Raw genomic sequence first — 25,817 nt, forward strand, 5'->3', positions numbered from 1 at the left:
TGCAATGGACATGGTCTGTTTCCTCCTCGTCTCGCTGCGTAGATATCTCACCAAGCAGCGTAATAGGGTGGGAGCAGGCCATTCCATTAAAAAAGCCCAGGCGATCTGGGGGGAACCCGAGGACGACTGATCAGCACCTCGGATCGCCGCAAAGCCATTGAGCTGATCGACGAGGCCCGCGCCAATGGGGCCCGTTTGAAGCCGTCCTGCGAAGTGCTGGGCATCAGCGCCCGGACCTACCAGCGCTGGCAGCGTGAAGCCGAGGTGCCGAGCGACGGGCGGAGCACGGCGGTGCGCCCGAAGCCGGCCCACGCCTTGAGCGAGGCGGAAGAGCAGACCGTTCTCGCGCTGTGTAACCGGCCCGAGTATCAGGATCTGCCGCCGGCCCAAATCGTGGCTCAGGAGGCCGATGCCGGGCGTTACTGGGCCTTGGAGTCGACCCTGTACCGGGTACTGCGCAAGCACAAGCAGGCACAGCCCCGAGGTCGAGGGCGTAAGGGTCCGACACCGCCGCTACCGACCAGTCATCGAGCCGATGGCCCGAATCAGGTCTGGTCGTGGGCCACCACGTGGCTGCCGGGCCCTGTGGTCGGGTTGTTTTTCTACCTGACCCTGATCATCGACCTCTACAGCCGCAAGATCGTGGGCTGGGAGGTCGAGACCCGGGAATCGTCGGAACTGGCCGTCCAGGTGCTGGAGCAGGCGCTGCTCAAGGAGCAGTGTTTCAACCAGCCGCTGGTGCTGCACTCCGACAACGGCAGCCCGTTCAAGGGAGCGACGCTGAGAGCGCGACTGACGGCTTTGAAAATCGAACCGTCGTACAGCCGGCCGCGGGTGTCCAACGACAACCCGTTCTCGGAGTCGTTGTTTGCCACCTGCAAGGCGATGCCGGCATATCCGGCCAACGGCTTCGAGAGCCTGGAGGCCGCCCGGGTATGGGTCCACCGCTTCGTACAGTGGTACAACCACGAGCACCGGCACAGCGGCATTCAGTACGTGACGCCGGTCGAGCGGCACAACGGTGACGATGCGGCCATCCTGGCTGGGCGTCACCAGGTCTACGTCGAGGCGAAGGCCCGGAACCCGCGCCGCTGGAGCCGAGAGATACGGGACTGGCGCCCCGTCGGGGCAGTCCATCTCAACCCGGAGAAGGAAACCCAGGGTTCAGACCTGACCAGAGCAGCCTGAAACGGTTTGAGGCGACAACTTCGTTGACAGACACCGGGCCCCGGCGGTAAAGGCCGGGGAAACCGCCTGGAGTGGGAGCAGGGGATTTGCGAGGGGTTTGCGGCTTCAATGAGGCCCCGGCGGTAAAGGCCGGGGAAACGCTGGGGTACATCCTGGGCGGTCAGGCCTGGTTCGACGCTTCAATGAGGCCCCGGCGGTAAAGGCCGGGGAAACCCTGGTGCGCCGCGCGCCGTTCGTGGTGGAGATGGCGCTTCAATGAGGCCCCGGCGGTAAAGGCCGGGGAAACTAAATCATCCGGGTATTCAAGACCGATCCGGTCGGGCTTCAATGAGGCCCCGGCGGTAAAGGCCGGGGAAACTGCGCCGTGCGGTCGGACAAAGAAGCAACGGGGGGCACCCGCTTCAATGAGGCCCCGGCGGTAAAGGCCGGGGAAACCGCACGGCGGCGCGCACACTCTGACCGAAATCGCGGGCGCTTCAATGAGGCCCCGGCGGTAAAGGCCGGGGAAACATGGCGCGTCGCGCGAATCGCTGAGTTCCTGGGAGAGCTTCAATGAGGCCCCGGCGGTAAAGGCCGGGGAAACGCGAAGCCGGCATCGGTCTTGGCGTCGTGCTTCTTGCTTCAATGAGGCCCCGGCGGTAAAGGCCGGGGAAACGGTGCTCGGCCTGTATGACCGCCAGGACACCACCTGGCTTCAATGAGGCCCCGGCGGTAAAGGCCGGGGAAACGTGCAGAACAACGACACTGCCACCACTGACCCAACGGGCTTCAATGAGGCCCCGGCGGTAAAGGCCGGGGAAACCAACCTGACCGGTATCAGCATGAACGCCTGCGTAGGGCTTCAATGAGGCCCCGGCGGTAAAGGCCGGGGAAACCTCCGTATGCCGCCTGCTGCACCGCAGATTCCAAGGGCGCTTCAATGAGGCCCCGGCGGTAAAGGCCGGGGAAACAGCGAAAAGGCCGCCATCCTGAAGGCGCGCCGAAAGGCTTCAATGAGGCCCCGGCGGTAAAGGCCGGGGAAACCGGACCTTTTGGTTCAAGGTGGATCTGGAGGCGCTGGAGCTTCAATGAGGCCCCGGCGGTAAAGGCCGGGGAAACTTCCACCCGACGCATCACCCGCGGTATTCTTCGACACAGCTTCAATGAGGCCCCGGCGGTAAAGGCCGGGGAAACGCGCACTCCCCTTCCCGGCCTACCGCGCCGGAAGCCAGGCTTCAATGAGGCCCCGGCGGTAAAGGCCGGGGAAACAGCACTCGCCACTATGCAGAATCCTGCGTCTCAAGCGGCTTCAATGAGGCCCCGGCGGTAAAGGCCGGGGAAACCCTGGATGCCCTCAGCATCGACGAGCGCGCTTGCTGGGCTTCAATGAGGCCCCGGCGGTAAAGGCCGGGGAAACGCCCAGCGCCCCCAGGACGGGATCAACGGCCGCGCAGCTTCAATGAGGCCCCGGCGGTAAAGGCCGGGGAAACGAGGCCGGAGACGTCGACGCCATCCGCGGGGCTTTGCTTCAATGAGGCCCCGGCGGTAAAGGCCGGGGAAACTGGTGTTCATGCTGCCCTCCTGAGGTAGATCTTGGTGAGGCCGGGCTTCAATGAGGCCCCGGCGGTAAAGGCCGGGGAAACCTGACTCAGAGGTACCACGTGGAGCACATCATCATCGAGCTTCAATGAGGCCCCGGCGGTAAAGGCCGGGGAAACGCGACGCGGTCGGTGGTGGCCGCGGCGCTGGACCCGTTGCTTCAATGAGGCCCCGGCGGTAAAGGCCGGGGAAACGCGGCGATTGATGACCTGGAAAATTGGCGCGGAACCTAAGCTTCAATGAGGCCCCGGCGGTAAAGGCCGGGGAAACACCACCTTCAGTGGCCAGTGCCACGCCGCGTTAGAGGCTTCAATGAGGCCCCGGCGGTAAAGGCCGGGGAAACTCGTCTGGGCGAGATCCGCCGGAGACGAGCTGAGAAGGCTTCAATGAGGCCCCGGCGGTAAAGGCCGGGGAAACGCCGGCCACTTGGTTCATGCCGCTATGCGGACCTGGCAGCTTCAATGAGGCCCCGGCGGTAAAGGCCGGGGAAACGGGGGATGTCGACGGTGTTGTGTTCGGCCATCAGCAGGCTTCAATGAGGCCCCGGCGGTAAAGGCCGGGGAAACGCCGGCCACTTGGTTCATGCCGCTATGCGGACCTGGCAGCTTCAATGAGGCCCCGGCGGTAAAGGCCGGGGAAACGGGGGATGTCGACGGTGTTGTGTTCGGCCATCAGCAGGCTTCAATGAGGCCCCGGCGGTAAAGGCCGGGGAAACGCCGGCCACTTGGTTCATGCCGCTATGCGGACCTGGCAGCTTCAATGAGGCCCCGGCGGTAAAGGCCGGGGAAACGGGGGATGTCGACGGTGTTGTGTTCGGCCATCAGCAGGCTTCAATGAGGCCCCGGCGGTAAAGGCCGGGGAAACCCCTCCGGGCGGTGGATGCGATTGACCGATGCATTGAGCTTCAATGAGGCCCCGGCGGTAAAGGCCGGGGAAACGCGGCCAATACAACCAGGCCTTTATCCTGGCCGCAGGGCTGCTTCAATGAGGCCCCGGCGGTAAAGGCCGGGGAAACGCGGGTGGAGGAGCCCATGCTGAAGATCTATCAGAAGCTTCAATGAGGCCCCGGCGGTAAAGGCCGGGGAAACAGCAGGAGCACATGAAGGCCGAGGCCGGCATGCAGAAGGCTTCAATGAGGCCCCGGCGGTAAAGGCCGGGGAAACTGGACGTACAGGAGCGCGTCACCTCCTACACCTTCGAGCTGCTTCAATGAGGCCCCGGCGGTAAAGGCCGGGGAAACGCGAAGCTCACGGCCGGGTCCGTGGGCAGCATGGTGCTTCAATGAGGCCCCGGCGGTAAAGGCCGGGGAAACGTCAATCGATGTTTTTGATAAGCGTTTTTTAATTTAGCTTCAATGAGGCCCCGGCGGTAAAGGCCGGGGAAACGCGGCCACTCAGGCAAGCGGTGGTTCTTCCGCTGCCGGCTTCAATGAGGCCCCGGCGGTAAAGGCCGGGGAAACCCCCCCCTGGCGACTGAAGGGCGCGCTTATACATTGGGCTTCAATGAGGCCCCGGCGGTAAAGGCCGGGGAAACAAGGAAATGAACTCAGGATGGAAGCGGCTGATACAGCGGCTTCAATGAGGCCCCGGCGGTAAAGGCCGGGGAAACGACGCTGGCATTCGTGGAACTCGCCAACCGAATTGACGCTTCAATGAGGCCCCGGCGGTAAAGGCCGGGGAAACGCATGGCCAGGATCACGTCGGGGGCCCAATGGAATACGCTTCAATGAGGCCCCGGCGGTAAAGGCCGGGGAAACGGCAGAAATGGCCTCCTCCAAGCTCATGGTTACCGCGGCTTCAATGAGGCCCCGGCGGTAAAGGCCGGGGAAACGCCATGTCCTTGATCACACGGTCGCCCACCCACTCGCGGCTTCAATGAGGCCCCGGCGGTAAAGGCCGGGGAAACTATGACTGACGCAGCCACTACCGGCGACACCGGCGACGAGCTTCAATGAGGCCCCGGCGGTAAAGGCCGGGGAAACGGAGGTAGGACTGCTTGGTGCCGAACATCTTGTCGCGGCTTCAATGAGGCCCCGGCGGTAAAGGCCGGGGAAACATCCTCGCGATCTACGAGGAGACCGACGAGGAGGGCGCTTCAATGAGGCCCCGGCGGTAAAGGCCGGGGAAACCGTGCGGATAAAAATCTCAACCAACGGTTGACAGCGCTTCAATGAGGCCCCGGCGGTAAAGGCCGGGGAAACGCTCAACCAACCGGCCCCCCGTGGGGGCCACCTCAAGCTTCAATGAGGCCCCGGCGGTAAAGGCCGGGGAAACGAAGAAGCATCTCTCCCGGGTGGTGTGGATCTCAGAGCTTCAATGAGGCCCCGGCGGTAAAGGCCGGGGAAACGCGGAGATGCTGTCGAGCAGCCAGATGGTGCCCAAGCTTCAATGAGGCCCCGGCGGTAAAGGCCGGGGAAACGCCCTCACTGCGGCGAGGCCCAAGTACTCAAGTGGGCTTCAATGAGGCCCCGGCGGTAAAGGCCGGGGAAACCGCCCTGGCGAAATGGGTCGCCTGTTTATTGTTGGGCGGCTTCAATGAGGCCCCGGCGGTAAAGGCCGGGGAAACTCGTTCACACTTAGGATCAAAAGGAATAGCTACCTTTTTCGCTTCAATGAGGCCCCGGCGGTAAAGGCCGGGGAAACGCGGGACGCCAGCCGTAATACGAAAGCGTATTGGAAGCTTCAATGAGGCCCCGGCGGTAAAGGCCGGGGAAACTGGCTACGTTCGAGATTCACAACGCAGATTGTGTCGCTTCAATGAGGCCCCGGCGGTAAAGGCCGGGGAAACGCGGCTGTGGAACAGGCTCTTGTGGCGGGGCACCTGGCGGCTTCAATGAGGCCCCGGCGGTAAAGGCCGGGGAAACCGCTGTCTCAAACTCAAATGTCGCACCCCATCCCGCCCGCTTCAATGAGGCCCCGGCGGTAAAGGCCGGGGAAACGTCCGGGACGCTGCGATCAGTCACGGCGGCCTCCCGGCTTCAATGAGGCCCCGGCGGTAAAGGCCGGGGAAACGGGGCAAGGTCGCCCCGTTCTTCCGCGACCTGTGGGGCTTCAATGAGGCCCCGGCGGTAAAGGCCGGGGAAACCTCGGCGGCCAGGGTCTGGTGCTCGTAGTCGATCACGCTTCAATGAGGCCCCGGCGGTAAAGGCCGGGGAAACTTCAAAGCGGTGCAGGCGACGACCCAGATGATCCACGCTTCAATGAGGCCCCGGCGGTAAAGGCCGGGGAAACCCGAGGCGATGATCCGGATCAAGGCGGAGCCCATCAGGCTTCAATGAGGCCCCGGCGGTAAAGGCCGGGGAAACGGACTCCATCCAGAGGTGCGGCAGGACTCGCTTTCCGGTATGAATTGCGAGTATCTGTAGGTGGGGGTCAGGCTTGAGCACCTCCGGATCATGCCTTGTCACCAACGCTTTGGGTAAGTATCGGTTTTTTAAAGAGTTAATGTTTGCGAGCATCTCCCGGAGTTTCTGGGGCACTGGGTTGCTCGCATTGTTTCGGCGGATTCAGATGATGATGGGTGCCAGGTCGATGGGCTCGAAGCTGGCTTTCCCTAGGCTGACCACCTTGGGTTCTACGGTATCGACATTTCCAAGATCAATCAAGAGGATGTGGTCTTCCTGGTTATGGATGATGCCTTCCAGAAGGGAGATGAGTTCGGCATGTCGTTTGCTTTCCAGGCGGCACTGGAATATGGAAAGTTGTACCCATTCGCCATACCCATGCATGATTTTGAATACCCGTCGCCAGCGTTTCGGATCGCTGATATCGTATGCGACTATATAGAGTCTAGGGGTTTCCATGGTATTTATCTGGTTATGAATCCTGGGAATTCTGCTATCTCACCTGTTAGATGGCGTCCCAATAGTCGAGCTTGAATTTCAAATATTCTTCGGTAACTGGCGCGATAGCCAAATTGGGGGTGTGTGATTTCCTGGGTGAGTCTTTGTTCAATGACACCGAGAAAACGTTTGCGTCCATCATTGGTTAGGTTGACGCTGGATGCAGCAGATATAAAATCTGTCGAACGGATTTGTCCTTTGTTTATCGCCGTTAGAACAGATGAATCGGCAACCAGGGGTCTGAATGGTTCCATCATATCTAATGCCAGGGCAGGCCTTCCGTAGCGTGGTTGATGGTAGAAGCCTCGATATGGATCAAGACCAACGGCTGAAAGAGTGATGAGCCAGGAACGAGTAAGTACAGAATAGGCATAGGATAGGAGTGCATTTACAGGATCAGCGGGTGGCCTGCGATTACGCTTTGTGAAATTGAATTCAAGGCTGGAGCGGTCATCCTTTGGCTTGATCATGTGTGGAAAGGCACTGAAATATCGGGATGCCGCGGTGCCTTCAATGCCTAATAGCTGCTCCAGCGATTCTGCACGCATAGCTTTTCGTGCGTCCTGGCGTAGTGCATCGAATAGATTTCGATCTTCTTCTGATGCGGTTTCGCCTTTGAGGTTACGCATTAGGAGGGTACGGCAATTTGTGATTTTGTTCGCAATGATGCGTCGTGCAATGTGAAGACATCCCTGGGCGCTGAAACTGGTCCGGTACTGGGCAGTGCGCAGTTCAACGTTCTTGTGACCCGTGCCAGTGCTGTGCCCCAGGAACCAGCCGCCGTAAGAATGCCAGGTAACAGGAATCTCTCGGCGCATGAGTTCATGAAGTGTGGGGGTGGTGAGGTATATATTTCCCATGAGAACCACTTGAGATATATCCCTCAGCCGTGCGGTCTTGGCGAGTTGGTCGTCGATATAGACTTGTAGTGTATCCCCTTTCTTGCGTACGGATGCCTTATTAGCCTGAACATAGAGGGGCATGGATTCGTCGCGCCCCACTGCCAAGGGACGGGTGTTTTCCTGGATGCGTTTAAGGTTGTTGATCTCGTCCGGAAGGCAAATCGTCACCAGGGAACACCTTGGGCACTTGGGGCTATCGGTCAATGGGGCGGGGATCTGACCTCCGGCTGCCATGGCCCTTAATCCATGGATGGCCGAGCGTGTACGCTCACGTAGATCCTCATCAAATGCAATGCGCACCCTTTCACGGGATCCGTTAAAATAGAGGATGCCTGAATCTACTTGGTAGCCATGTTCCTCCAAAAGCATCCCTTGGACACAGAGTTGTACTTGTTCCGGTAGATAAGCCCCTTTTTCCACATGGGGCCGCTTGCCGCGTTTGTAGTCCACTGGTGTGGCACGTTCCCCTTCCGATTCCACCAGATCCATGCGGGCGATGAGCCCTAGACGGTTGGAGGAAAGGGTAACGGATCGGGAGTGGATCTGTTCCGGTGCTTCAGTGGTGTTGTCAGGTGGAGGTAAGGGTTTACTGGGGCGATCCACTACGCGGTGTGCGTGACGGCCCTCGATGGTGTCTCCTGAATCGGACCATTCACCTTGAACCCATTCTAAGTAGGCTAGCCGTGGGCAGTATTCATATTCATTGATCATTCGCGCTGGTAACAGCGGTTGATCTTCGTTGAGTTCCGGGAAGGGCAGGGGGAGTTCCGGTTGGATGATCCCTTTCATGGTTCATGTCCTTTTGAGCATGACCGGCGGAAGGTGTGATGTGATGATTCTCACAAATAGAGTTTGGCAACATCCACCGAGTTTTCAAGCCGCTCCTGGCCAGCAGCACTCTGGGGAACCCTTGTTACTCTGTTCCTGAGGTCACTGTCCTCCCCGCAAGCCCATCGCTCGAACTGTGCAGGGCTGGACCTGTGCTCCCGTCGCTGTCTTGGGGGATGGGGCGTTGGTGACACCCCTTCCTGGGGATCGCAAGATTCCCCCGTCCATGGGCCAAGGAGGTAGATCGAGTCCAGTTGGTTTTGATCCTCCCGGGGTTTGGTTCCCTGTGTTGTGCGATAGATTGAGCCAAGCTGGGGCTTGGCGTTCCCAGGGGGGGGTCTTCGGTGCCCATTGGGGGGACTCCGATGGGACGTAAGGGGTTCTGGGCAAACCTGTTACACTGAATCCTGATTGACCGGGGCCGCTGCGGGCGGGGCTCTTCTGATATTTCTTTCGAGATCAGGCATCTATGTGCGGTATCTGCGGCGAACTGTATTTCGATGACACCCTGCCGGATCTGACTTCCGTGCGGGCCATGCTGGACCGGCTGCGGCGGCGCGGGCCGGATCATGAGGGGACCTATTCCGATGGCCCCCTGGCCTTTGGGCACCGGCGGCTGAGCATCCTGGATCTTTCGGAGCGGGCGCATCAGCCCATGGTGGATCCGGAGCTGGGGCTGGTGGTGGTGTTCAACGGTACCCTCTACAACTTCCGGGAGCTGCGCGCCGAGTTGGAGGGACGTTACCGGTTCTTCTCCAACGGTGACACGGAGGTGATCCTCAAGGCCTATGACGCCTGGGGGTCGGACTGCGTGCGCCGTTTCCACGGCATGTTCGCCTTTTCCGTGTGGGACCTGCGGGAGCGGCGGCTGTTCATGGCCCGGGACCGTATGGGCATCAAGCCGCTGTATTACAGCCAGAGCGGCCGCCGGCTGCGCTTTGCCTCCAACCTCCAGGCCCTGTTGGCGGCGGGGGATGTGGACACCAGCCTGGATCCGGTGGCGCTGCATCACCAGTTCACCCTGCATGGGGTGGTGCCTGCGCCGCGCACGGTGCTGCGCGGCGTGCGCAAGCTGCCGCCGGCCCACACCCTGACGGTGGAGCGGGACGGGCGCACCCGCCTGGAGCGCTACTGGCACCTGGAGGCCACCCGCCCGCAGCCGCCCCTGGATGCCGGGGAGTGGACCTGTGCGGTGCACGATGCCCTGCGCCGCGCGGTGGAGCGGCGTCTGCAGGTGGCGGATGTGCCCGTGGGGGTGCTGCTCTCCGGGGGGCTGGACTCCAGCCTGCTGGTGGCCCTGCTGGCGGAGTCCGGGGTGCGGGATCTGCAGACCTTCACCGTGGGTTTCGAGGACCAGCCGGAGGAGAAGGGCAGTGAGTTCGAGTTCTCCGATCCGGTGGCCGAGCGCTATGCCACGCGCCATCACCGCTTCCACGTGCCCAACGATCAGGTGCTGGGGCGCTTGCCCGAGGCGGTGGATCAGATGGCCGAGCCCATGGTGGCCCAGGACGCCGTGGCCTTCTACCTGCTCTCGGAGCAGGTGTCCCGGCATGTGAAGGTGGTGCAGTCGGGGCAGGGGGCGGACGAGGTCTTTGCCGGTTACTTCTGGTATCCGCGCATGGCGGCGGAGACCGGGGGTGCGCCGCTGGAGCGTTTCCGCAAGCACTATTTCGACCGGGATCACGAGGAATTCGCCCGCATGCTGTCCCCGGAGTGGGCCGGGGAGGATTATACCGGCGCCTTCATCGCCTCGGCCCTGGAGGAATCCGGGGCGGATACCTTCCTGGATGCGGTGCTGCGCCTGGATGTGACCACCCTGGTGGTGGACGACCCGGTGAAGCGGGTGGATAACATGACCATGGCCTGGGGGCTGGAGGCGCGGGTGCCCTTCCTGGACCACGAGCTGGTGGAACTGGCGGCGCGCATGCCCCCGGAACTCAAGCTGGACCAGGGGGGCAAGGGGGTGCTCAAGACCATCGCCCGGGGGCTGGTGCCGGATGCGGTGATCGACCGGCCCAAGGGCTATTTCCCGCTGCCGGCCCTGAAGTACGTGCGCGGGCCGTTTCTGGAGTTCATGCGGGATATCCTGGATTCCCAGGCCTGCCGGGAGCGGGGGCTGTACCGCCGGGATTACGTGGAGGCCCTGCTGGCCGAGCCGGAGCGGCATCTCACCCGCATCCAGGGCAGTAAGCTCTGGCATCTGGCACTGCTGGAGTTCTGGCTTCAGCGCCAGGGGATCTGATCCCCCGGGGGGCTCAGCTGGCCACCACCCGGTTGCCGCCGTCGGTCTTGGCCTGGCGCAGGTTCTCCTGGGCCAGGGAGAGCAGGCCGTGCACGGTGGACAGGGACTGGCCGTGAGTGTGGAAGCGGGCGCCGATGGAGACGCTCACCGGGATGTTGCCCTCGGAGGTGGGGATGCCCTCGCGCACGATGCCCGCGTGGATGCGCCGGCAGAGGTCGCGGTTGAAGTGATGGGGGGGATGCACCTGCAGTAGCAGGGCGAACTCGTCCCCGCCGATGCGGGCCACCAGGTCCGTGGGGCGGACGCACAGGCGCAGCCGCCGGGACAGCCCCATGAGTACCTCGTCCCCCAGGTCATGGCCGTGGCGGGCGTTGACGTGCTCCAGATGGTCCAGATCCAGCACCGCCAGGCACAGGGCGCCGCCGCGGGACTGGGTCTCCATGAGCACGTTCTCCAGGCGCTGGTTCAGGGCCCGCAGGTTGGCCAGTCCGGTGATGGGGTCCACCATGGCCTGTTGTTCCAGGTGGCGGTTGGCCGCATCCAGGGCGGCGGAGGTCTCCATGAGGCGGTTGTGCAGGGTGGCGATGCGGCCGGCGGCATACACCCGGGCTGCCAGTTGCACGTCGTTGATGGGCTTGGTGAGGTAGTCGTCCACCCCCTGGTGGAAGGCCTCCAGCATGGGGTCGTTCCCCTCCTTGGCGGTGAACAGGATGATGGCGGTGTAGCGGGGCCGGTCCTCGTCCATGGCGCGGATGGCCTGCACCAGTTCCAGGCCGCTCATCTGGGGCATCACCCAGTCCGCCAGCACCACGTCCGCCTGGCGTTCCTCCAGGGACTCCAGGGCGTGGGCGGCAGAGCCCGCCAGACGCACGTCTTCGTAGCCCAGCCGCTCCAGGGTGTTCTTCAACACCATGCGGCTGTACTGCATGTCGTCCACGATGAGGATGGAGAGGGGGGGAGGGGTCATGGATGGCCGTCGTGCTGGGGCATAGGCCCTTATAGGCGACCCCTCAGGCCTTGTCCATGGTTTCGGCCTGCGCCGCGGTGTGCCGGTTCCAGCGGTTCATCACGTCGCAGAAGATGTCCGCCGTCTTCTCGGCGTCGTAGGTGGCCGAATGGGCCTCGGCATTGTCCCAGGACAGGCCCGCCTCCCGGGCCGCCCGGGCGAGGACGGTCTGGCCGTAGGCCATGGCCGAGAGGGTCACCGTGTCCAGGTTGCTGAAGGGATGGAAGGGGTTGCGCTTGATCTGCGCCCGCTCGACGGTGGCGTTGACGAAGGCCAGGTCGAAGCCGGCGTTGTGTCCCACCAGGATGGCGCGGGTGCAGCGGTTGCGCTTCACCTCCTGGCGCACCTCCCGGAAGATGCCCTGCAGGGCCTCTTGCTCCGGCACGGCGATGCGCAGGGGATGCCAGGGGTTGATGCCCGTCACCTCCAGGGACTTGGGGTCCATGTGGGCCCCTTCGAAGGGCTGCACATGGAAGGAGAGGGTGCGGTCCCGGTGCAGGTCGCCGTTGTGATCCATGCGCAGCAGTACGGCCGCGATCTGCAACAGGGCATCGGTCTTGGGGTTGAAGCCACCGGTCTCCACGTCCACCACCACCGGCAGGAAGCCGCGGAACCGGTCGCCCATGGGGCAAAAATCGGGTTCTTCACTCATGGGCGCTAGGGTACCAGTTCCGGGCCGCCGGTGGGGGTTCAGTCCACCAGACGCCAGGCGAGTTCCTCCCCGGCCCGCAGGGGCACCACCGTATCCGCACCAAAGGGCAGGGCCTCGGGCACCGTCCAGGGTTGGCGGCGCAGGGTGATGAAGTCCTCGTTGGGGGCCAGGCCGTGGAAGCGGGGGCCGTTCTCGCTGGCGAAGGCCTGCAGATGCTCCAGGGCCCCGGCCTGTTCGAAGGCCTCGGCGTAGAGCTCGATGGCCGCCGGGGCGCTGTAGATGCCGGCGCAGCCGCAGGCGCTTTCCTTGGCGCCGCGGGGGTGGGGCGCGCTGTCCGTGCCCAGGAAGAAGCGGGGGTGGCCTTCTGCCAGGGTCTCCAGGATGGCCGCCCGGTGTTCCTCCCGTTTGAGTACGGGCAGGCAGAAATGATGGGGGCGCATGCCGCCCTGGAAGAGGGCGTTGCGGTTCATGAGGATGTGCTGCGGGGTGACCGTGGCGGCCACCGTCTCCGGGGCCTGGCGCACGAAGGCCACCGCCTCGGCCGTGGTGACGTGCTCCAGCACCACCTTGAGGGCGGGGAAGCGCTCCACCAGCGGCGTCAGCACCTGTTCGATGAAGCGGGCCTCGCGGTCGAAGAGATCCACCTCCGGGCCGGTCACCTCCCCGTGCACCATGAGCGGCACCCCCAGGTCCTGCATGGCCTGGAGTACCGCATCGATGCGGTGGATGTCGGTGACCCCGGCGTCGGAATGGGTGGTGGCCCCGGCGGGATAGAGCTTGGCGCCGAGCATGAATCCGCTCTCGGCCACGGCCCGGATGTCATCGGGTGTGGTGTCATCGGTGAGATAGATTGTCATCAATGGATCGAAATGCATCCCCTCCGGCACGGCCGCCAGGATGCGATCCCGATAGGCGGCGGCCTGGGCGACATTCACCACCGGCGGCTTGAGGTTGGGCATGATCACCGCGCGTGCGAAACGCCGTGCGGAATGCGGCACTGCACACTTCAAACCGTCGCCGTCGCGTACATGGAGATGCCAATCGTCCGGGCGCCGGATATGCAATTCCTGAATTGTCGTCATCGTGCGAATTTCCCATGAAAAACGGGGACCTGGCGTGTTGCAGCGAAGCATGGAAAGGCTGCATCCACTTTCTTGACCTGCCCGCGCAAAAGTCTGAATATACCGCCGCGCCGCCTTGCGGCCCGACACCTATAACAACAGGCATCATAGCAGCCACTCCCCCCCTTCCGTGATCCATCGCCCCCCGGGGGCGGCAGATCCCGGGTGTTCGTTACGGGGGGATGACGGATGGAGAGTACAACATGAACGCGCAGGCATTGCCTCAGGACCTGGACGCGCAGGAGACGCAGGAATGGCTGGATGCCCTGGAGGCGGTGATCCAGGCCGATGGCCCCGAGCGGGCCCATTACCTGCTGGAGCGCCTGATGGACCAGGCCCGCCGTTCCGGCGCCTTTCTGCCGTATTCCGCCCACACGGCCTATGTGAACACCATCCCGCCCCATCTGGAGCCGGAATACCCGGGCAACGCGGAGCTGGAGCACCGCATCCGCGCCTACATCCGCTGGAACGCCCTGATGATGGTGGTCAAGGCCAACCGCATCAGCACCGAACTGGGCGGGCACATCGCCAGCTTCGCCTCCGCCGCCACCCTCTACGACGTGGGCTTCAACCACTTCTGGCGCGCCCCCACCCACGAGCACGGCGGCGACCTGGTGTTCATCCAGGGGCATTCGGCCCCCGGCATCTATGCCCGTTCCTTCCTGGAGGGGCGCCTGACCGAGGAGCAACTGGACCACTTCCGCCAGGAGGTGGAGGGCAAGGGGCTGTCCTCCTATCCCCATCCCTGGCTCATGCCCGATTACTGGCAGTTCCCCACGGTGAGCATGGGGCTTGGGCCCATGCAGGCCGTCATGCAGGCCCGTTTCATGAAGTACATGAACGACCGGGAGCTGGCCTCCAGCCGCGACCGCAAGGTGTGGTGCCTGCTGGGGGACGGGGAGACCGACGAGCCCGAGGCCATGGGGGCCATCGGCCTGGCCGCCCAGGAGCGTCTGGACAACCTCATCTTCGTGGTCAACTGCAACCTGCAGCGCCTGGACGGCCCCGTGCGCGGCAACGGCAAGATCGTGCAGGAACTGGAGGCCACCTTCCGCGGGGCGGGGTGGAACGTCATCAAGGTGCTCTGGGGCAGCTACTGGGATCCGCTGTTCGCCAAGGACACCAAGGGTCTGCTTACGCAGCGCATGATGGAAGCCGTGGACGGCGACTACCAGAACTACAAGTCCAAGGACGGGGCCTATGTGCGCGAGCACTTCTTTGGCAAGTACCCCGAGCTCAAGGCCATGGTGGCCAACATGTCCGATGCCGATATCTGGCGCCTGAACCGCGGCGGCCACGATCCCTACAAGGTCTATGCCGCCTACCAGGCCGCGGTGAACCACAGTGGCCAGCCCACGGTGATCCTGGCGCAGACGGTGAAGGGCTACGGCATGGGTTCCGCCGGCGAGGGCCAGATGCGCGCCCACCAGCAGAAGAAGATGGGTCAGGAGGAGATCAAGGCCTTCCGCGACCGCTTCCGCGTGCCCGTCTCCGACGAGGACGTGGAGCAGATGCGCTACGTGCGCCCGGCGGATGACGCCCCCGAGATCCGCTACATGCACGAGCGCCGCAAGGCCCTGGGGGGCTATCTGCCGGTGCGCAAGTCCTCGGTGGCCCCCCTGGAGATCCCGGATCTGTCCCTCTTCTCCGCCTCCCTGGAGGACTCCGGCGAGCGCGAACTGTCCACCACCATGGCCATGGTGCGCATGCTCACCCAGCTTACCCGGGACAAGAAGATCGGCCGCCATGTGGTGCCCATCGTCCCCGACGAGGCGCGCACCTTCGGCATGGAGGGGCTGTTCCGCCAGCTGGGCATCTACTCCTCCGTGGGGCAGCTCTACACCCCCCAGGACAAGGACCAGGTGATGTTCTACAAGGAGGACAAGAAGGGCCAGATCCTGGAGGAGGGCATCAACGAGGCCGGTGCCATGGCCTCCTGGATGGCCGCCGCCACCGCCTACAGCGTGCACGGCGTGAGCATGGTGCCCTTCTACATCTTCTACTCCATGTTCGGCTTCCAGCGGGTGGGGGACCTGATCTGGGCCGCCGGCGACATGCAGGCCCGGGGCTTTCTCATCGGCGGCACCGCCGGTCGCACCACCCTGGCGGGGGAGGGGCTGCAGCACCAGGACGGCCACAGCCCCATGATGGCGGCCAATGTCCCCAACTGCGTCAGCTACGACCCGGCCTTCGCCTACGAGCTGGCGGTGATCGTGCGCGACGGCCTGCGGCGCATGTACGCCGAACAGGAGAACGTCTTCTACTACATCACGGTGATGAACGAGAACTACCGCCATCCGGCCCTGCCCGAGGGGGCGGAGGAGGGCATCCTTCGCGGCCTGTATCCCATCGCCCGCGCCGAGGGCGATGGCCCCCGGGTGCAGCTCATGGGCTCGGGCAGCATCCTGCGGGAGGTGATGGCCGCCGCCGACCTGCTGCGGGATGACTTCGGCGTGCAGGCCGACCTGTGGAGCGCCACCAGCTTCAACGAACTGGCCCGGGATGGACGCGACGTGGAGCGCTGGAACCTGCTGCATCCGGAAGAACCGCCGCGTCAGTCCTGGGTGGGGCGCTGCCTGGCGGATGCCTCCGGCCCCGTGGTGGCGGCCACCGACTACGTCAAGGCCTATCCCGACCAGATCCGTGCCTGGGTGCCCGGCCGCTACACCGTGCTGGGGACCGACGGCTTCGGCCGCAGCGACCTGCGTGCCCGGCTGCGGCGTCACTTCGAGATGGACCGGCACTACGTGGCCGTGGCGGCCCTCAAGGCCCTGGCCGACGAGGGGGCCTTGCCCGCCGCCCGGGTGAGCGAGGCGATCCGCAAGTACGGCATCGATCCCGACAAGCCCAACCCCCTGCGCGCCTGAGGCGCGGGGTGTGCAAGGTCCCGGCGGTGGGTTCCCAATCTCAGACAGGAGTGGCGTGATGGGCAGCGTGGTTGAAGTGAAGGTCCCCGACATCGGGGACTTCAAGGATGTGGAGATCATCGAGGTGCTGGTGGGCGAGGGGGATACCGTCCAGCCGGAGGATCCCCTCATCACCCTGGAGTCGGACAAGGCCTCCATCGACATCCCGGCGCCCCAAGCCGGCCGGGTGGTGGGCCTGAAGGTGAAGCCCGGGGATCGGGTATCGGAGGGTTCCCCCGTGCTGGATCTGGAGGCCGAGGCCGGCGGCGGGGAGGAGGCCGCCGCGCCGAAGGAGCGTGCCGAGGCACAGGACCGGGAAAAGGGGGCGGAGCCTGCCGCCCCCGCCCTGGCCGGGGCGGGGGCAAAAGCCGCCCCTGAGGCCCAGGGCACCCCCGACCAGGGTGCGTCCTCCCGTCCCGCCCCCGGTCCCCGTCCCTCGCCCACGGCGGGGATGGTGGACGAGGCCGGCTTTCGCAAGGCCCATGCCTCCCCCGCGGTGCGCCGCTTCGCCCGGGAACTGGGGGTGGACCTGGGACAGGTGCAGGGCAGCGGCCGCAAGGGGCGCATCCTCAAGGAGGACGTGCAGGGCTTCGTCAAGCGCGCCCTGGCCGGGGGCGGTGACCGTGGTCTTGGGGTGGCCCCGGCGCCGGAGGTGGACTTCGGCCGTTTCGGTGCGGTGGAGACCCAACCGCTCACCAAGATCAACCGCCTCACCGGCCAGAACCTGCACCGCAACTGGGTGACCGTCCCCCACGTCACCCAGTTCGACGAGGCGGATATCACCGAACTGGACGCCTTCCGCCGTTCCCTCGCCCGGGAGTACCAGGAGCAGGGGGTCAAGATCACCTTCCTGGCCTTCCTCATGAAGGCGGTGGTCTCGGCCCTGAAGGCCCATCCCCGGGTGAACGCATCCCTGGATGCCGCCGGCGAGAACCTGATCCTGAAGCAGTACTATCACCTGGGCATCGCCGTGGATACCCCGGACGGTCTGGTGGTGCCGGTGATCCGGGACGTGGACCGCAAGAGCCTGGTGGAACTGGCGAAGGAGACCGCCGAGGTGTCCCAGCGGGCGCGGGACCGGCGTCTGAAGACGGCGGACATGGAAGGCGGTTGCTTCACCATCACCAGCCTGGGGGGCATCGGCGGTACCCAGTTCACGCCCATCGTCAACGCCCCGGAGGTGGCCATCCTGGGGGTCTCCCGGGCCCGCATGCAGCCGGTGTGGGATGCCCAGTCGGAGACCTTCGTGCCACGCCTGATGCTGCCCCTGGCCCTGTCCTACGACCACCGCGTCATCGACGGGGCCCTGGGGGCCCGGTTCACCGGCCACCTCAGCGGCCTGTTGTCCGACATGCGGCGCATGCTGCTGTAGACCGCCCCGCGCGGCGGATGCCCATCGTCCCGATCCAACCAGAGGAAAGCGATCCATGCCCAAGCTGCACACCATCCCGGTCCCCGACATCGGCGATTTCAAGGACGTGGAGGTCATCGAGGTCCTGGTCCAGCCCGGGGATACGGTGCGGCCGGAGGATCCCCTCATCAGCCTGGAGTCGGACAAGGCCTCCATGGAGATCCCCGCCCCCCGGGCCGGCACGGTGAAGGCCCTGCACCTGAAGGTGGGGGACAAGGTGTCCCAGGGCAGTCCCATCCTGGATCTGGAGGCGGAGGAAGAGGCCGAGGCGGGCCCCGCAGAAGAGGGCCCCCAGGGTGAGTCCGCAGGACCGGCTGCCGCCGCGCCGAGCCAACGGGAGGATACCGGTGCGCGGGAAGCGGACAGCCGGCCGGCCGCCGCCGCGCCCCCCGCCGCTGAGGCGGACCTGCGCTGCCAGGTGCTGGTGCTGGGCTCCGGCCCCGGCGGCTACACCGCCGCCTTCCGCGCCGCCGACCTGGGGATGGACGTGATCCTGGTGGAGCGCTACCCGGTCATCGGCGGGGTCTGCCTCAACGTGGGCTGCATTCCCTCCAAGGCCCTGCTGCACGCCGCCCAGGTGATCGACGAGGCCCAGTCCTTCGAACGCCACGGCATCCGTTTCGGCGCGCCGCAGATCGACCTGGACAAGCTCAACGGCTATAAGGACGGGGTGGTGCGCAAGCTCACCTCGGGCCTGCAGCACCTGGCCAAGCAGCGCAAGGTGCGGGTGGTGCAGGGGGTGGGGACCTTCACCTCCCCCAACACCCTGGCGGTGCAGGGCGAGGCGGGGGAGCAGCACATCGCCTTCGAGCAGGCCATCATCGCCGTGGGATCCCGCCCCGTACGCCTGCCCGCCCTCCCCTGGGATGACGAGCGGGTGATGGACTCCACCGGGGCCCTGGCCCTGCGGGACATCCCCGGCCGGCTGCTGGTGGTGGGCGGCGGTATCATCGGCCTGGAGATGGCCTGTGTCTACGATGCCCTGGGCTCGAAGGTGACGGTGTGCGAGCTCTCCGACGACCTCATGCCCGGTGCGGACCGGGATCTGGTCAAGCCCCTGGAGAAGCGCATCCGCGGGCGCTATGAGGCCGTGTACACCGGCACCCGGGTCACCGGTGCCGAGGCCACCGACGCCGGCATCCGCGTGCACTTCGAGGGGGGCAAGGCCCCGGCGCAGGACACCTTCGACCGGGTGCTGGTGTCCGTGGGACGCCTGCCCAACGGCGCGCAGATCCAGGCGGAGGCCGCCGGCGTGACTGTGGATGAACACGGCTTTATCCGCACCGACGGCCAGATGCGCACCCAGGTCCCCCACATCTTCGCCATCGGGGATGTGGTGGGCGGACCCATGCTGGCCCACAAGGCCACCCACGAGGCCAAGGTGGCCGCCGAGGTGGCGGCGGGGCACAAGAGCCATTTCGACGCCCGGGCCATCCCCAGCGTGGCCTATACCCATCCGGAGGTGGCCTGGATGGGGCTCACCGAGACCCGGGCGAAGAAGGAGGGCATCGCCTACACCAAGGCCACCTTCCCCTGGGCCGCCAGCGGACGCGCCCTGAGCCTGGGCGGGGAGGGCGGCCTCACCAAGCTGCTGCTGGACGAGCAGCAGCGGGTCATCGGTGCCGGCATCACCGGCCCCAATGCCGGGGAGCTCCTGGGTGAGGCCCTGCTGGCCCTGGAGATGGGGGCGGATGTGGAGGACCTGGCCCTGACGGTGCATCCCCATCCCACCCTGTCGGAGACCCTCTGCTTCGCCGCCGAGGTGGCCCACGGCTCCATCACCGACATCCTCCCGCCACGGGGGAAATAGGCGCCGCAGGCCGCCGGGCTCAATGATCCGGCCCGGCGGCCGATAGAGCAGGGCATGAAACGCTTCCTTCTCATCGGCATGCTCCTGGGTCTGGCGGCCGGACCCCTCGGCGCGGTGGAGTACGCCGCGCAACTCTCCGAAGGCGGCTGGTCCTTCCGGCACGACGGGGAGGTCTGCGAGCTGCGCCAGTCCATCCCCCGCTACGGCGAGGTGCGCTTCAGCGCGGAGCGGGACCGGGACCTGCAGCTGGAGGTGCGCCCCGTGCATCCCCTGGCCGCACCCGGAAAGGGGCGCATGGCCATGCACCCGCCGGTCTGGCGCCACGATCTCTCGCGGCGGGATCTGGGGGTGGTGCCGCTGCTGGCGGGGGAGGTGCTGACCGTCCTGGGGCGGGAGCGGGCCCTGGAGGTCTTCTACGCCCTGGAGACCGGCCATGAGGTGCGCCTGGAGCACGTCGGTTCGGCGGGGGAGCCGGTACGGGTCACCCTCTCCCCCGCGGGCTTTCGCCAGGTGCTGGCGGACTTTCGTCCCTGCCTGGATCGACCCGCCCGCCTCGACTTCCCCGTGATCCGCCACTGGCGGGTGCAGTTCGACTTCGACGAGGACCGCTTGCGGGAGACGGCCCGGCCCACCCTGGAACGGGTGCTGCAGCGGCTGCGGGAGAACCCCCGTACCCGCCTGGTGCTGGGCGGCCATGCCGACCCCCAGGGGGAGCGGGACTACAACCGGGAACTCTCCCGGGGACGGGCGCAGTCCGTGCGGGACTGGCTGGCGCAGCGGGGCATCGACCCGGGGCGCATGGAGGTGCGGGCCTTCGGCGAGTCGTGGCCCCTGGAGGCGGATTCGGAGGAGGAGGCCTCGGAAGAGGAGGTCTGGGCCCGCAGCCGGCGGGTGGACCTGTGGTGGACCCTGCCCTGAGGGGCTGAACAGGATCAGAACAGGCGCAGCCCCGCGAACAGCAGGCCCGTGCAGGTGACGATGAAGCCCACCAGCCACAGGAACTGGCGGTCATGGCGGCGCAGCATCTCGTCGAAGCGTTGGTCCACCCGTTCAAAGCGCCTGTCCACCTGCTCGAAGCGCTTATCGATCTGTTCGAAGCGTTTCTCCATCTGTTCGAAGCGTTTCTCCATCTGTTCGAATCGCTGATCCACCTGTTCGAAGCGTCTTTCCATCTGCTGGAACCCCTGGTACATCAACTCCCGCTGGTGCTTGAGTTCCTCCTCCACACGCACCATGCGTTCGCGGAGTTCCACCTCGTAGACCGCCGGGGGCTGGCCCAAGCTCTGCTCGGCCAGCCATTCCCCCAGATGGGCCTTGATGAATTCGATGTCTTCCTGGGCCAGGGCCATGGGTCCGTTCTCTTGGCAGACAGTCCGGGGCCATTCTAGCGGGCCCGCGGGCCGGGCCCAAGCACATCCCGCCCGGGATGAGACGGCCTGGGCGCGGCCATGTTCCGGGAAAGCGCCGGTTTTCGCTATACTGACCGGTCCGGATCATCCTTTTTCTCTACCAGGGGTTGCCTTTACATGGCCAATGATGTGAACAAGGTCGTGCTCGCCTATTCCGGCGGGCTGGATACGTCGGTCATCCTCAAGTGGCTGGAGGAGACCTACGGCTGCGAGGTGGTCACCTTCACCGCCGACATCGGCCAGGGGGAGGAGGTGGAACCGGCCCGGGCCAAGGCCCAGGCCCTGGGGGTGAAGGAGATCTACATCGAGGACCTGCGGGAGGAGTTCGCCCGCGACTTCGTTTTCCCCATGTTCCGCGCCAACACCGTCTACGAGGGGGAGTACCTGCTGGGCACCTCCATTGCCCGTCCCCTCATCGCCAAGCGCCTGGTGGAGATCGCCCATGAGACCGGCGCCGACGCCGTCTCCCACGGGGCCACCGGCAAGGGCAATGACCAGGTGCGCTTCGAGCTGGGGGCCTATGCCCTCAAGCCGGGTATCCGGGTGATCGCCCCCTGGCGTGAATGGGATCTCAACTCCCGGGAAAAGCTCCTGGCCTATGCCGAGAAGCACGGCATCCCCGTGGAGATGAAGCGCGGCACTCGATCCCCGTACTCCATGGACGCCAACCTGCTGCACATCTCCTACGAGGGCAACCAGCTGGAGGACCCCTGGTTCGAGGCGGAGGAGGACATGTGGCGCTGGACCGTGTCGCCGGAGGCGGCGCCGGACCGGCCGCAGTACCTGGAGATCCGCTTCGAAAATGGCGATCCCGTGGCCATCGACGACGAGCCCCTGAGCCCGGCCTCCCTGCTGTCGCGGCTGAACCAGGTGGGCGGGGCCCACGGCATCGGCCGTCTCGACCTGGTGGAGAACCGCTACGTGGGTATGAAGTCCCGGGGCTGCTACGAGACCCCCGGAGGCAGCATCCTGCTGCGCGCCCACCGCGCCATCGAGTCCATCACCCTGGACCGGGAGGCGGCCCATCTCAAGGATGAACTCATGCCCCGCTATGCCAGCCTCATCTACAACGGCTACTGGTGGAGCCCCGAGCGGCGCATGCTGCAGGCCCTGATCGACGCCTCCCAGGCCCATGTCAACGGCGTGGTGCGCCTCAAGCTGTACAAGGGCAACGTCACCGTGGTGGGGCGCAAGTCCGAGGCCGATACCCTGTTCGACGCCCATATCGCCACCTTCGAGGACGACGCCGGGGCCTACGACCAGAAGGACGCCGAGGGCTTCATCAAGCTCAACGCCCTGCGCCTGCGCATCGGTGCCCGGCGGGGGCGCTGAGTCTCCCGGGCGCCGCGGCGCCCGATACCGGGAAACCACAAGGCGAGAGGAAACCCATGCCCTCATCCCGATGCGGACGATCCAGGGGCCTGCTGGTGGGCGCGGTCCTGTGCCTGCTGGCGGGCTGCGCCAGCGTGCCCGAGGCCTCCCGTGACTCGCGGGATCCCTGGGAGGGGTACAACCGGGCCATGTTCCAGTTCAACGATACCGTGGACCGGGCCGTGCTCAAGCCCGTGGCCCAGGGGTACGTGCGCTACACCCCGGACCCGGTGCGCACCTCGGTGGGCAATTTCTTCTCCAACCTGGGGGACGTGGGCATCCTGGCCAACGATGTCCTGCAGTGGAAATTCCATGAGGCGGCGGTGGATCTGACGCGGCTGATCATGAACACCAGCTTCGGCCTCTTTGGGCTGCTGGATGTGGCCAGCCCCATGGGTCTGGACAAGAACAACGAGGATTTCGGGCAGACCCTTGGACGCTGGGGGGTACCCTCCGGTCCCTACTTGATTATGCCCTTCTGGGGGCCCGGCACCCTGCGGGACGCCCCGGCCGAACTGGTGGACGGGCGCATCCATCCCCTGTACAGCTATCACGAGCATCCCGATCAGGAGGCCCTGATGGCGCTGGGCCTGGTGGATCGGCGCGCGGACCTGTTGTCGGTGGAGCGCAGCCTGGAGGGGATCGGCGGGGACCGCTACGCGGCCATCCGTAACGCCTATCTGGAGCGGCGGGACTATCAGGTGCGGGACGGGGCCCCCTCGGAGTCGGACTATGACCTGCTGCGCGAGCTGGAAGCCTGGGATGAGGAATAGCCCGCAAGCGGCGGCGCAAATGCCCGGAGATGGCCCATGTACGCCCTGATCCGCCCCTTCGTGCAGCTGGCCCTGCTGCGCCAGGGGCCGGAGGACCTGCCCGCATCGGCCCTGCTCATGTGGCTGTGCGTGCTGGCCTACCTGATCCTGGGGCTTTGGGTCACCGTGCCCTTCTTCTCCTTCCAGTTGGCGGTGCTGCAGTCCGGCATGGAGCTGGGCCTGCTGGCCCTGTTCGCCGCCAGCCTCCTGAATAGCCGAGGGCTGCGCCCGCGTTTCGTCCAGACCTTCACCGCCCTGCTGGGGGTGGGTGTGCTCATGGGGCTACTCATGCTGCCGCTGGTGTACAGCCTGCGGGGCGCGGAGAACCCCCAGGAGATCCCGGCCCTGGCCACCATCGCCTACCTGATCCTGCTGGGCTGGCTGCTCACCGCCTACGGGCACATCCTGCGCAGCGCCCTGGATCTGCGCAGCCTCTCCGGGGGTATCGCCCTGGCGGTGTTCTATCTCATCCTCACCGCCGTGGCCGGCGAGGCCCTGTTCCATCTCCTGTCTCCATGACCCACATCCATATCCTGGGGATCTGCGGCACCTTCATGGGCGGGGTGGCCCTGCTGGCCCGGGCCGCCGGCTATCGGGTCACCGGTTCCGACCGCCACGTCTATCCCCCCATGAGCACCCTGCTGCAAAGCCAGGGCATCGCCGTGGCCGAGGGTCATGACCCGGCCCACCTGGACCCGGCCCCGGATCAGGTGGTCATCGGCAACGTCATGCGCCGCGGCGATGCAGTGGTGGAGGCGGTGCTGGATCGCGGGCTGCCCTACACCTCCGGGCCCCAGTGGCTGGCGGAGCACGTGCTGCGGGACCGCTGGGTGCTGGCGGTGGCCGGCACCCACGGCAAGACCACCACGGCGAGCCTGCTGGCCTGGATCCTGGAGGATGCCGGCCTGGATCCCGGTTTCCTCATCGGCGGCGTGCCGGAGAACTTCGGCCTCTCCGCCCGGCTGGGGAGTGGCCCCTTCTTCGTGGTGGAGGCGGACGAGTACGACACCGCCTTCTTCGACAAGCGCTCCAAGTTCGTGCACTACCGTCCGCGCACCCTGGTGCTCAACAACCTGGAGTTCGATCACGCGGACATCTTCCCGGATCTGGAGGCCATCGAGCGGCAGTTCCATCATCTGGTGCGCACCGTGCCCGGTAGCGGCCGCATCCTCTGCCGCGCCGGGGACGCGGCCCTGGAGCGGGTCCTGGCCCGGGGCTGCTGGACACCGGTGGAGCGCTTCGGCCTCGCCAGCGACCCGGCCCCCTGGCGGGGGGAGGCCCTCACGGCCGATGCCGGCCGTTTCCGCATCCTGGAGGGGGACGCCCTGGAAGGGGATCGGGAGATTGGGCGGGGCGAGTGGCTGCTGCCCGGGGAGCATAACCTGTGCAACGCCCTGGCGGCCCTGCTGGCGGCACGCCATGCCGGGGTGCCGCTATCGGCGGGGTTCGCGGCCCTGGAACGTTTCCGGGGGGTGAAGCGCCGTCTGCAACTGCGCGGTGAGGTGGCCGGGGTCCGGGTCTACGACGACTTCGCCCATCACCCCACGGCCATCGCCGCCACCCTGGGGGCCCTGCGGGGCCGGGTGGGGGAGGGGCGGATCCTGGCGGTGCTGGAGCCGCGCTCCAATACCATGCGCATGGGGGTGCACCGGGATACCCTGGCGGGGGCGCTGTCGGCGGCCGATGAGGTGTGGCTGTACGCCCCCGACGATCTGGGCTGGGACATGACCCCGGTGGTCCGCACCCTGCAAGGGCGGGGACATGCCCGGGATCGCGTGGAGGACCTGGTGCAGGCCCTGGCGGCCCGGGTGCGCCCCGGGGACCACGTGCTGGTGATGAGCAACGGCGGTTTCGGCGGCCTCCACGAGCGCCTGCTGGCGGCCCTTGAACCGGCGTGAAAGGGCGGGTGCATTCCCAGCCGCATGCGACTGGGCCATAATGCGGGGCTTTGCCCTACCGGAGTCCGAGCCATGATCTCAGCCGAAGAATTCGCCGCCCACCGGGAAGGGTTCCAGGCCTTTGTGGCCACGGTGCACCGCTTCGCGGCCCTGCTGTTCGTCCTTACCTTCATCGGCTATGGTGCCGCCGTCTGGGCCTGGTTCCAGGGGACGTCCTGGACGGCGCTGATCGTGGCCACCCTGTCCTATCTCTTCTTCCGCCAGTTCCGGCGGCTGTCGGTGAACCTGGCCCACCTGCGCTATGCCTCCCGCCCCGAGCACCAGGCCATGCTGAACCTGCTGGACCGGGCCCTGGAGCAGGACAAGCCCCATGTGGTGCTCAGCCAGCTGGAGTCCATGGTGCACGACGCCCGGCGCCGGGCGGCCCGGGGGCCGTCGGAGGAGCCCCCGGAGGGGTGAGCCCTCAGAGCCGGATATTCTGACCCAGCTTGCGGCCCAGGACCCGCTGCAGGACCGACACCAGTTCATCGCCGGAGCGCTCGTCCAGCCACTGCCCCGCGTCGGCATCGAAGCGGAAGTGGGCCGGCCCCTCGGGGGAGGCGAGCCAGAGCTGACGCACCGCCTCCTGGCGGTTGAGGATGAGCTGGCCGCCGTCGTCGAATTCCACGGTCAGCACCCCGTCCACCAGGTCCATGTCCAGGTCGGCCAGGGCATCCACGGCCCCCATGCGTTCCATGAGGTCCTCCAGGGTCTGTTCCGCCTGCAGGGCGAAGGAGGGTTGGGTCATGGGCTTGCAATCTCCAGGTGATGGCCAACCCTGACGGTATCACGTCCCCCCGGGC

General features: G+C 65.8%; 18 protein-coding genes and 1 CRISPR repeat array. Of the genes, 11 read left to right on the plus strand and 7 right to left on the minus strand.

Going from position 1 to position 25,817, the window contains the following annotated elements:
* The first annotated feature begins 129 nt into the window (after positions 1–129).
* Positions 130–1,188: an IS3 family transposase gene (locus BM214_RS10175; RefSeq protein ID WP_280521894.1), complete on the plus strand. Its 1,059-nt coding sequence runs from the start codon at positions 130–132 to the stop codon at positions 1,186–1,188.
* Positions 1,189–1,290: 102 nt separating this feature from the next.
* A CRISPR array of direct repeats spans positions 1,291–6,070; the repeat unit is 37 nt; unit sequence GCTTCAATGAGGCCCCGGCGGTAAAGGCCGGGGAAAC.
* A 201-nt stretch (positions 6,071–6,271) separates the two neighbouring features.
* On the opposite strand, the gene cas2 is transcribed toward BM214_RS10175, so the two are convergent.
* Positions 6,272–6,568: a CRISPR-associated endonuclease Cas2 gene (gene cas2 / locus BM214_RS10180; RefSeq protein WP_090486609.1), complete on the minus strand. Its 297-nt coding sequence runs from the start codon at positions 6,566–6,568 to the stop codon at positions 6,272–6,274.
* Positions 6,569–6,573: 5 nt separating this feature from the next.
* Positions 6,574–8,298 carry a CRISPR-associated endonuclease Cas4/Cas1 gene (locus BM214_RS10185; RefSeq protein WP_090486612.1) on the minus strand — a complete coding sequence of 575 codons (1,725 nt, stop codon included), beginning with the start codon at positions 8,296–8,298 and terminating at the stop codon, positions 6,574–6,576.
* A 508-nt stretch (positions 8,299–8,806) separates the two neighbouring features.
* Between BM214_RS10185 and BM214_RS10190 the strand changes: the two genes are divergently transcribed.
* Complete coding sequence (locus BM214_RS10190; RefSeq protein WP_090486615.1) at positions 8,807–10,579, plus strand: N-acetylglutaminylglutamine amidotransferase; 1,773 nt, start codon at positions 8,807–8,809, stop codon at positions 10,577–10,579.
* A 13-nt stretch (positions 10,580–10,592) separates the two neighbouring features.
* Here the strand turns inward: BM214_RS10190 and BM214_RS10195 are convergent, their stop codons facing one another.
* Genes BM214_RS10195 through pyrC form a run of 3 tightly spaced genes read right to left on the minus strand, consistent with a single transcriptional unit; the run spans position 10,593 to position 13,310 of the window.
* A complete protein-coding gene (locus BM214_RS10195) occupies positions 10,593–11,546 on the minus strand; it encodes a diguanylate cyclase (protein ID WP_090486618.1) in 954 nt (317 codons plus the stop codon).
* A gap of 43 nt (positions 11,547–11,589) precedes the next feature.
* Positions 11,590–12,237, minus strand: a complete 648-nt coding sequence (gene rnt / locus BM214_RS10200; protein WP_090486619.1) for a ribonuclease T — start codon at positions 12,235–12,237, stop codon at positions 11,590–11,592.
* Positions 12,238–12,275: 38 nt separating this feature from the next.
* Entirely contained in the window at positions 12,276–13,310 is a 1,035-nt protein-coding gene (pyrC, locus tag BM214_RS10205) for a dihydroorotase (RefSeq protein WP_090486722.1), read from the minus strand.
* 251 nt (positions 13,311–13,561) lie between these two features.
* Here pyrC and aceE point away from each other — a divergent pair, with 251 nt between their 5' ends.
* Genes aceE through BM214_RS10225 form a run of 4 tightly spaced genes read left to right on the plus strand, consistent with a single transcriptional unit; the run spans position 13,562 to position 20,403 of the window.
* On the plus strand, positions 13,562–16,225 hold the full coding sequence (gene aceE, locus BM214_RS10210; protein ID WP_090486622.1) for a pyruvate dehydrogenase (acetyl-transferring), homodimeric type: 2,664 nt from the start codon (positions 13,562–13,564) through the stop codon (positions 16,223–16,225).
* A 58-nt stretch (positions 16,226–16,283) separates the two neighbouring features.
* Positions 16,284–17,636: a dihydrolipoyllysine-residue acetyltransferase gene (aceF, locus tag BM214_RS10215; protein ID WP_090486626.1), complete on the plus strand. Its 1,353-nt coding sequence runs from the start codon at positions 16,284–16,286 to the stop codon at positions 17,634–17,636.
* A gap of 55 nt (positions 17,637–17,691) precedes the next feature.
* Positions 17,692–19,485 carry a dihydrolipoyl dehydrogenase gene (gene lpdA, locus BM214_RS10220; protein WP_090486629.1) on the plus strand — a complete coding sequence of 598 codons (1,794 nt, stop codon included), beginning with the start codon at positions 17,692–17,694 and terminating at the stop codon, positions 19,483–19,485.
* Between the two features lie 54 nt (positions 19,486–19,539).
* Positions 19,540–20,403, plus strand: coding sequence for an OmpA family protein (locus tag BM214_RS10225; RefSeq protein ID WP_090486632.1), 864 nt, complete (start codon positions 19,540–19,542; stop codon positions 20,401–20,403).
* 14 nt (positions 20,404–20,417) lie between these two features.
* Here the strand turns inward: BM214_RS10225 and BM214_RS10230 are convergent, their stop codons facing one another.
* Positions 20,418–20,834 (minus strand): hypothetical protein, encoded by a 417-nt coding sequence (locus BM214_RS10230; protein ID WP_090486635.1) that lies wholly within the window; start codon positions 20,832–20,834, stop codon positions 20,418–20,420.
* A 177-nt stretch (positions 20,835–21,011) separates the two neighbouring features.
* On the opposite strand from BM214_RS10230, the gene BM214_RS10235 reads away from it, so the two are divergent.
* From BM214_RS10235 to BM214_RS10255, 5 genes are all read left to right on the plus strand, one after another.
* Positions 21,012–22,226 carry an argininosuccinate synthase gene (locus BM214_RS10235; protein WP_090486638.1) on the plus strand — a complete coding sequence of 405 codons (1,215 nt, stop codon included), beginning with the start codon at positions 21,012–21,014 and terminating at the stop codon, positions 22,224–22,226.
* 56 nt (positions 22,227–22,282) lie between these two features.
* A complete protein-coding gene (locus tag BM214_RS10240; RefSeq protein ID WP_090486641.1) occupies positions 22,283–23,038 on the plus strand; it encodes an MlaA family lipoprotein in 756 nt (251 codons plus the stop codon).
* A 36-nt stretch (positions 23,039–23,074) separates the two neighbouring features.
* On the plus strand, positions 23,075–23,596 hold the full coding sequence (locus BM214_RS10245) for a hypothetical protein (RefSeq protein ID WP_090486644.1): 522 nt from the start codon (positions 23,075–23,077) through the stop codon (positions 23,594–23,596).
* Positions 23,593–24,975: a UDP-N-acetylmuramate:L-alanyl-gamma-D-glutamyl-meso-diaminopimelate ligase gene (gene mpl / locus BM214_RS10250; RefSeq protein WP_090486647.1), complete on the plus strand. Its 1,383-nt coding sequence runs from the start codon at positions 23,593–23,595 to the stop codon at positions 24,973–24,975. The genes BM214_RS10245 and mpl overlap by 4 nt, the downstream gene beginning before the upstream one ends.
* Before the next feature lie 72 nt (positions 24,976–25,047).
* The gene (locus tag BM214_RS10255) at positions 25,048–25,434 is read left to right on the plus strand and encodes a hypothetical protein (RefSeq protein ID WP_177217649.1); all 387 of its coding nucleotides are present in this window, start codon (positions 25,048–25,050) and stop codon (positions 25,432–25,434) included.
* Positions 25,435–25,438: 4 nt separating this feature from the next.
* On the opposite strand, the gene cyaY is transcribed toward BM214_RS10255, so the two are convergent.
* Positions 25,439–25,762 carry an iron donor protein CyaY gene (cyaY, locus tag BM214_RS10260; protein ID WP_090486649.1) on the minus strand — a complete coding sequence of 108 codons (324 nt, stop codon included), beginning with the start codon at positions 25,760–25,762 and terminating at the stop codon, positions 25,439–25,441.
* Positions 25,763–25,817: the final 55 nt, after the last annotated feature.

Origin of the sequence: Ectothiorhodospira mobilis (assembly GCF_900114895.1) — a bacterium.
GTDB lineage: Bacteria > Pseudomonadota > Gammaproteobacteria > Ectothiorhodospirales > Ectothiorhodospiraceae > Ectothiorhodospira > Ectothiorhodospira mobilis_A.

What these genes read in the sequence shown, in the direction of transcription:
- cas2 (WP_090486609.1), bottom strand. Translation starts at nt 6,568, where the DNA reads ATGGAAACCCCTAGACTCTATATAGTCGCATACGATATCAGCGATCCG.
- BM214_RS10185 (WP_090486612.1), bottom strand. Translation starts at nt 8,298, where the DNA reads ATGAAAGGGATCATCCAACCGGAACTCCCCCTGCCCTTCCCGGAACTC.
- BM214_RS10190 (WP_090486615.1), top strand. Translation starts at nt 8,807, where the DNA reads ATGTGCGGTATCTGCGGCGAACTGTATTTCGATGACACCCTGCCGGAT.
- BM214_RS10195 (WP_090486618.1), bottom strand. Translation starts at nt 11,546, where the DNA reads ATGACCCCTCCCCCCCTCTCCATCCTCATCGTGGACGACATGCAGTAC.
- rnt (WP_090486619.1), bottom strand. Translation starts at nt 12,237, where the DNA reads ATGAGTGAAGAACCCGATTTTTGCCCCATGGGCGACCGGTTCCGCGGC.
- aceE (WP_090486622.1), top strand. Translation starts at nt 13,562, where the DNA reads ATGAACGCGCAGGCATTGCCTCAGGACCTGGACGCGCAGGAGACGCAG.
- aceF (WP_090486626.1), top strand. Translation starts at nt 16,284, where the DNA reads ATGGGCAGCGTGGTTGAAGTGAAGGTCCCCGACATCGGGGACTTCAAG.
- lpdA (WP_090486629.1), top strand. Translation starts at nt 17,692, where the DNA reads ATGCCCAAGCTGCACACCATCCCGGTCCCCGACATCGGCGATTTCAAG.
- BM214_RS10225 (WP_090486632.1), top strand. Translation starts at nt 19,540, where the DNA reads ATGAAACGCTTCCTTCTCATCGGCATGCTCCTGGGTCTGGCGGCCGGA.
- BM214_RS10230 (WP_090486635.1), bottom strand. Translation starts at nt 20,834, where the DNA reads ATGGCCCTGGCCCAGGAAGACATCGAATTCATCAAGGCCCATCTGGGG.
- BM214_RS10235 (WP_090486638.1), top strand. Translation starts at nt 21,012, where the DNA reads ATGGCCAATGATGTGAACAAGGTCGTGCTCGCCTATTCCGGCGGGCTG.
- BM214_RS10240 (WP_090486641.1), top strand. Translation starts at nt 22,283, where the DNA reads ATGCCCTCATCCCGATGCGGACGATCCAGGGGCCTGCTGGTGGGCGCG.
- BM214_RS10245 (WP_090486644.1), top strand. Translation starts at nt 23,075, where the DNA reads ATGTACGCCCTGATCCGCCCCTTCGTGCAGCTGGCCCTGCTGCGCCAG.
- mpl (WP_090486647.1), top strand. Translation starts at nt 23,593, where the DNA reads ATGACCCACATCCATATCCTGGGGATCTGCGGCACCTTCATGGGCGGG.
- BM214_RS10255 (WP_177217649.1), top strand. Translation starts at nt 25,048, where the DNA reads ATGATCTCAGCCGAAGAATTCGCCGCCCACCGGGAAGGGTTCCAGGCC.
- cyaY (WP_090486649.1), bottom strand. Translation starts at nt 25,762, where the DNA reads ATGACCCAACCCTCCTTCGCCCTGCAGGCGGAACAGACCCTGGAGGAC.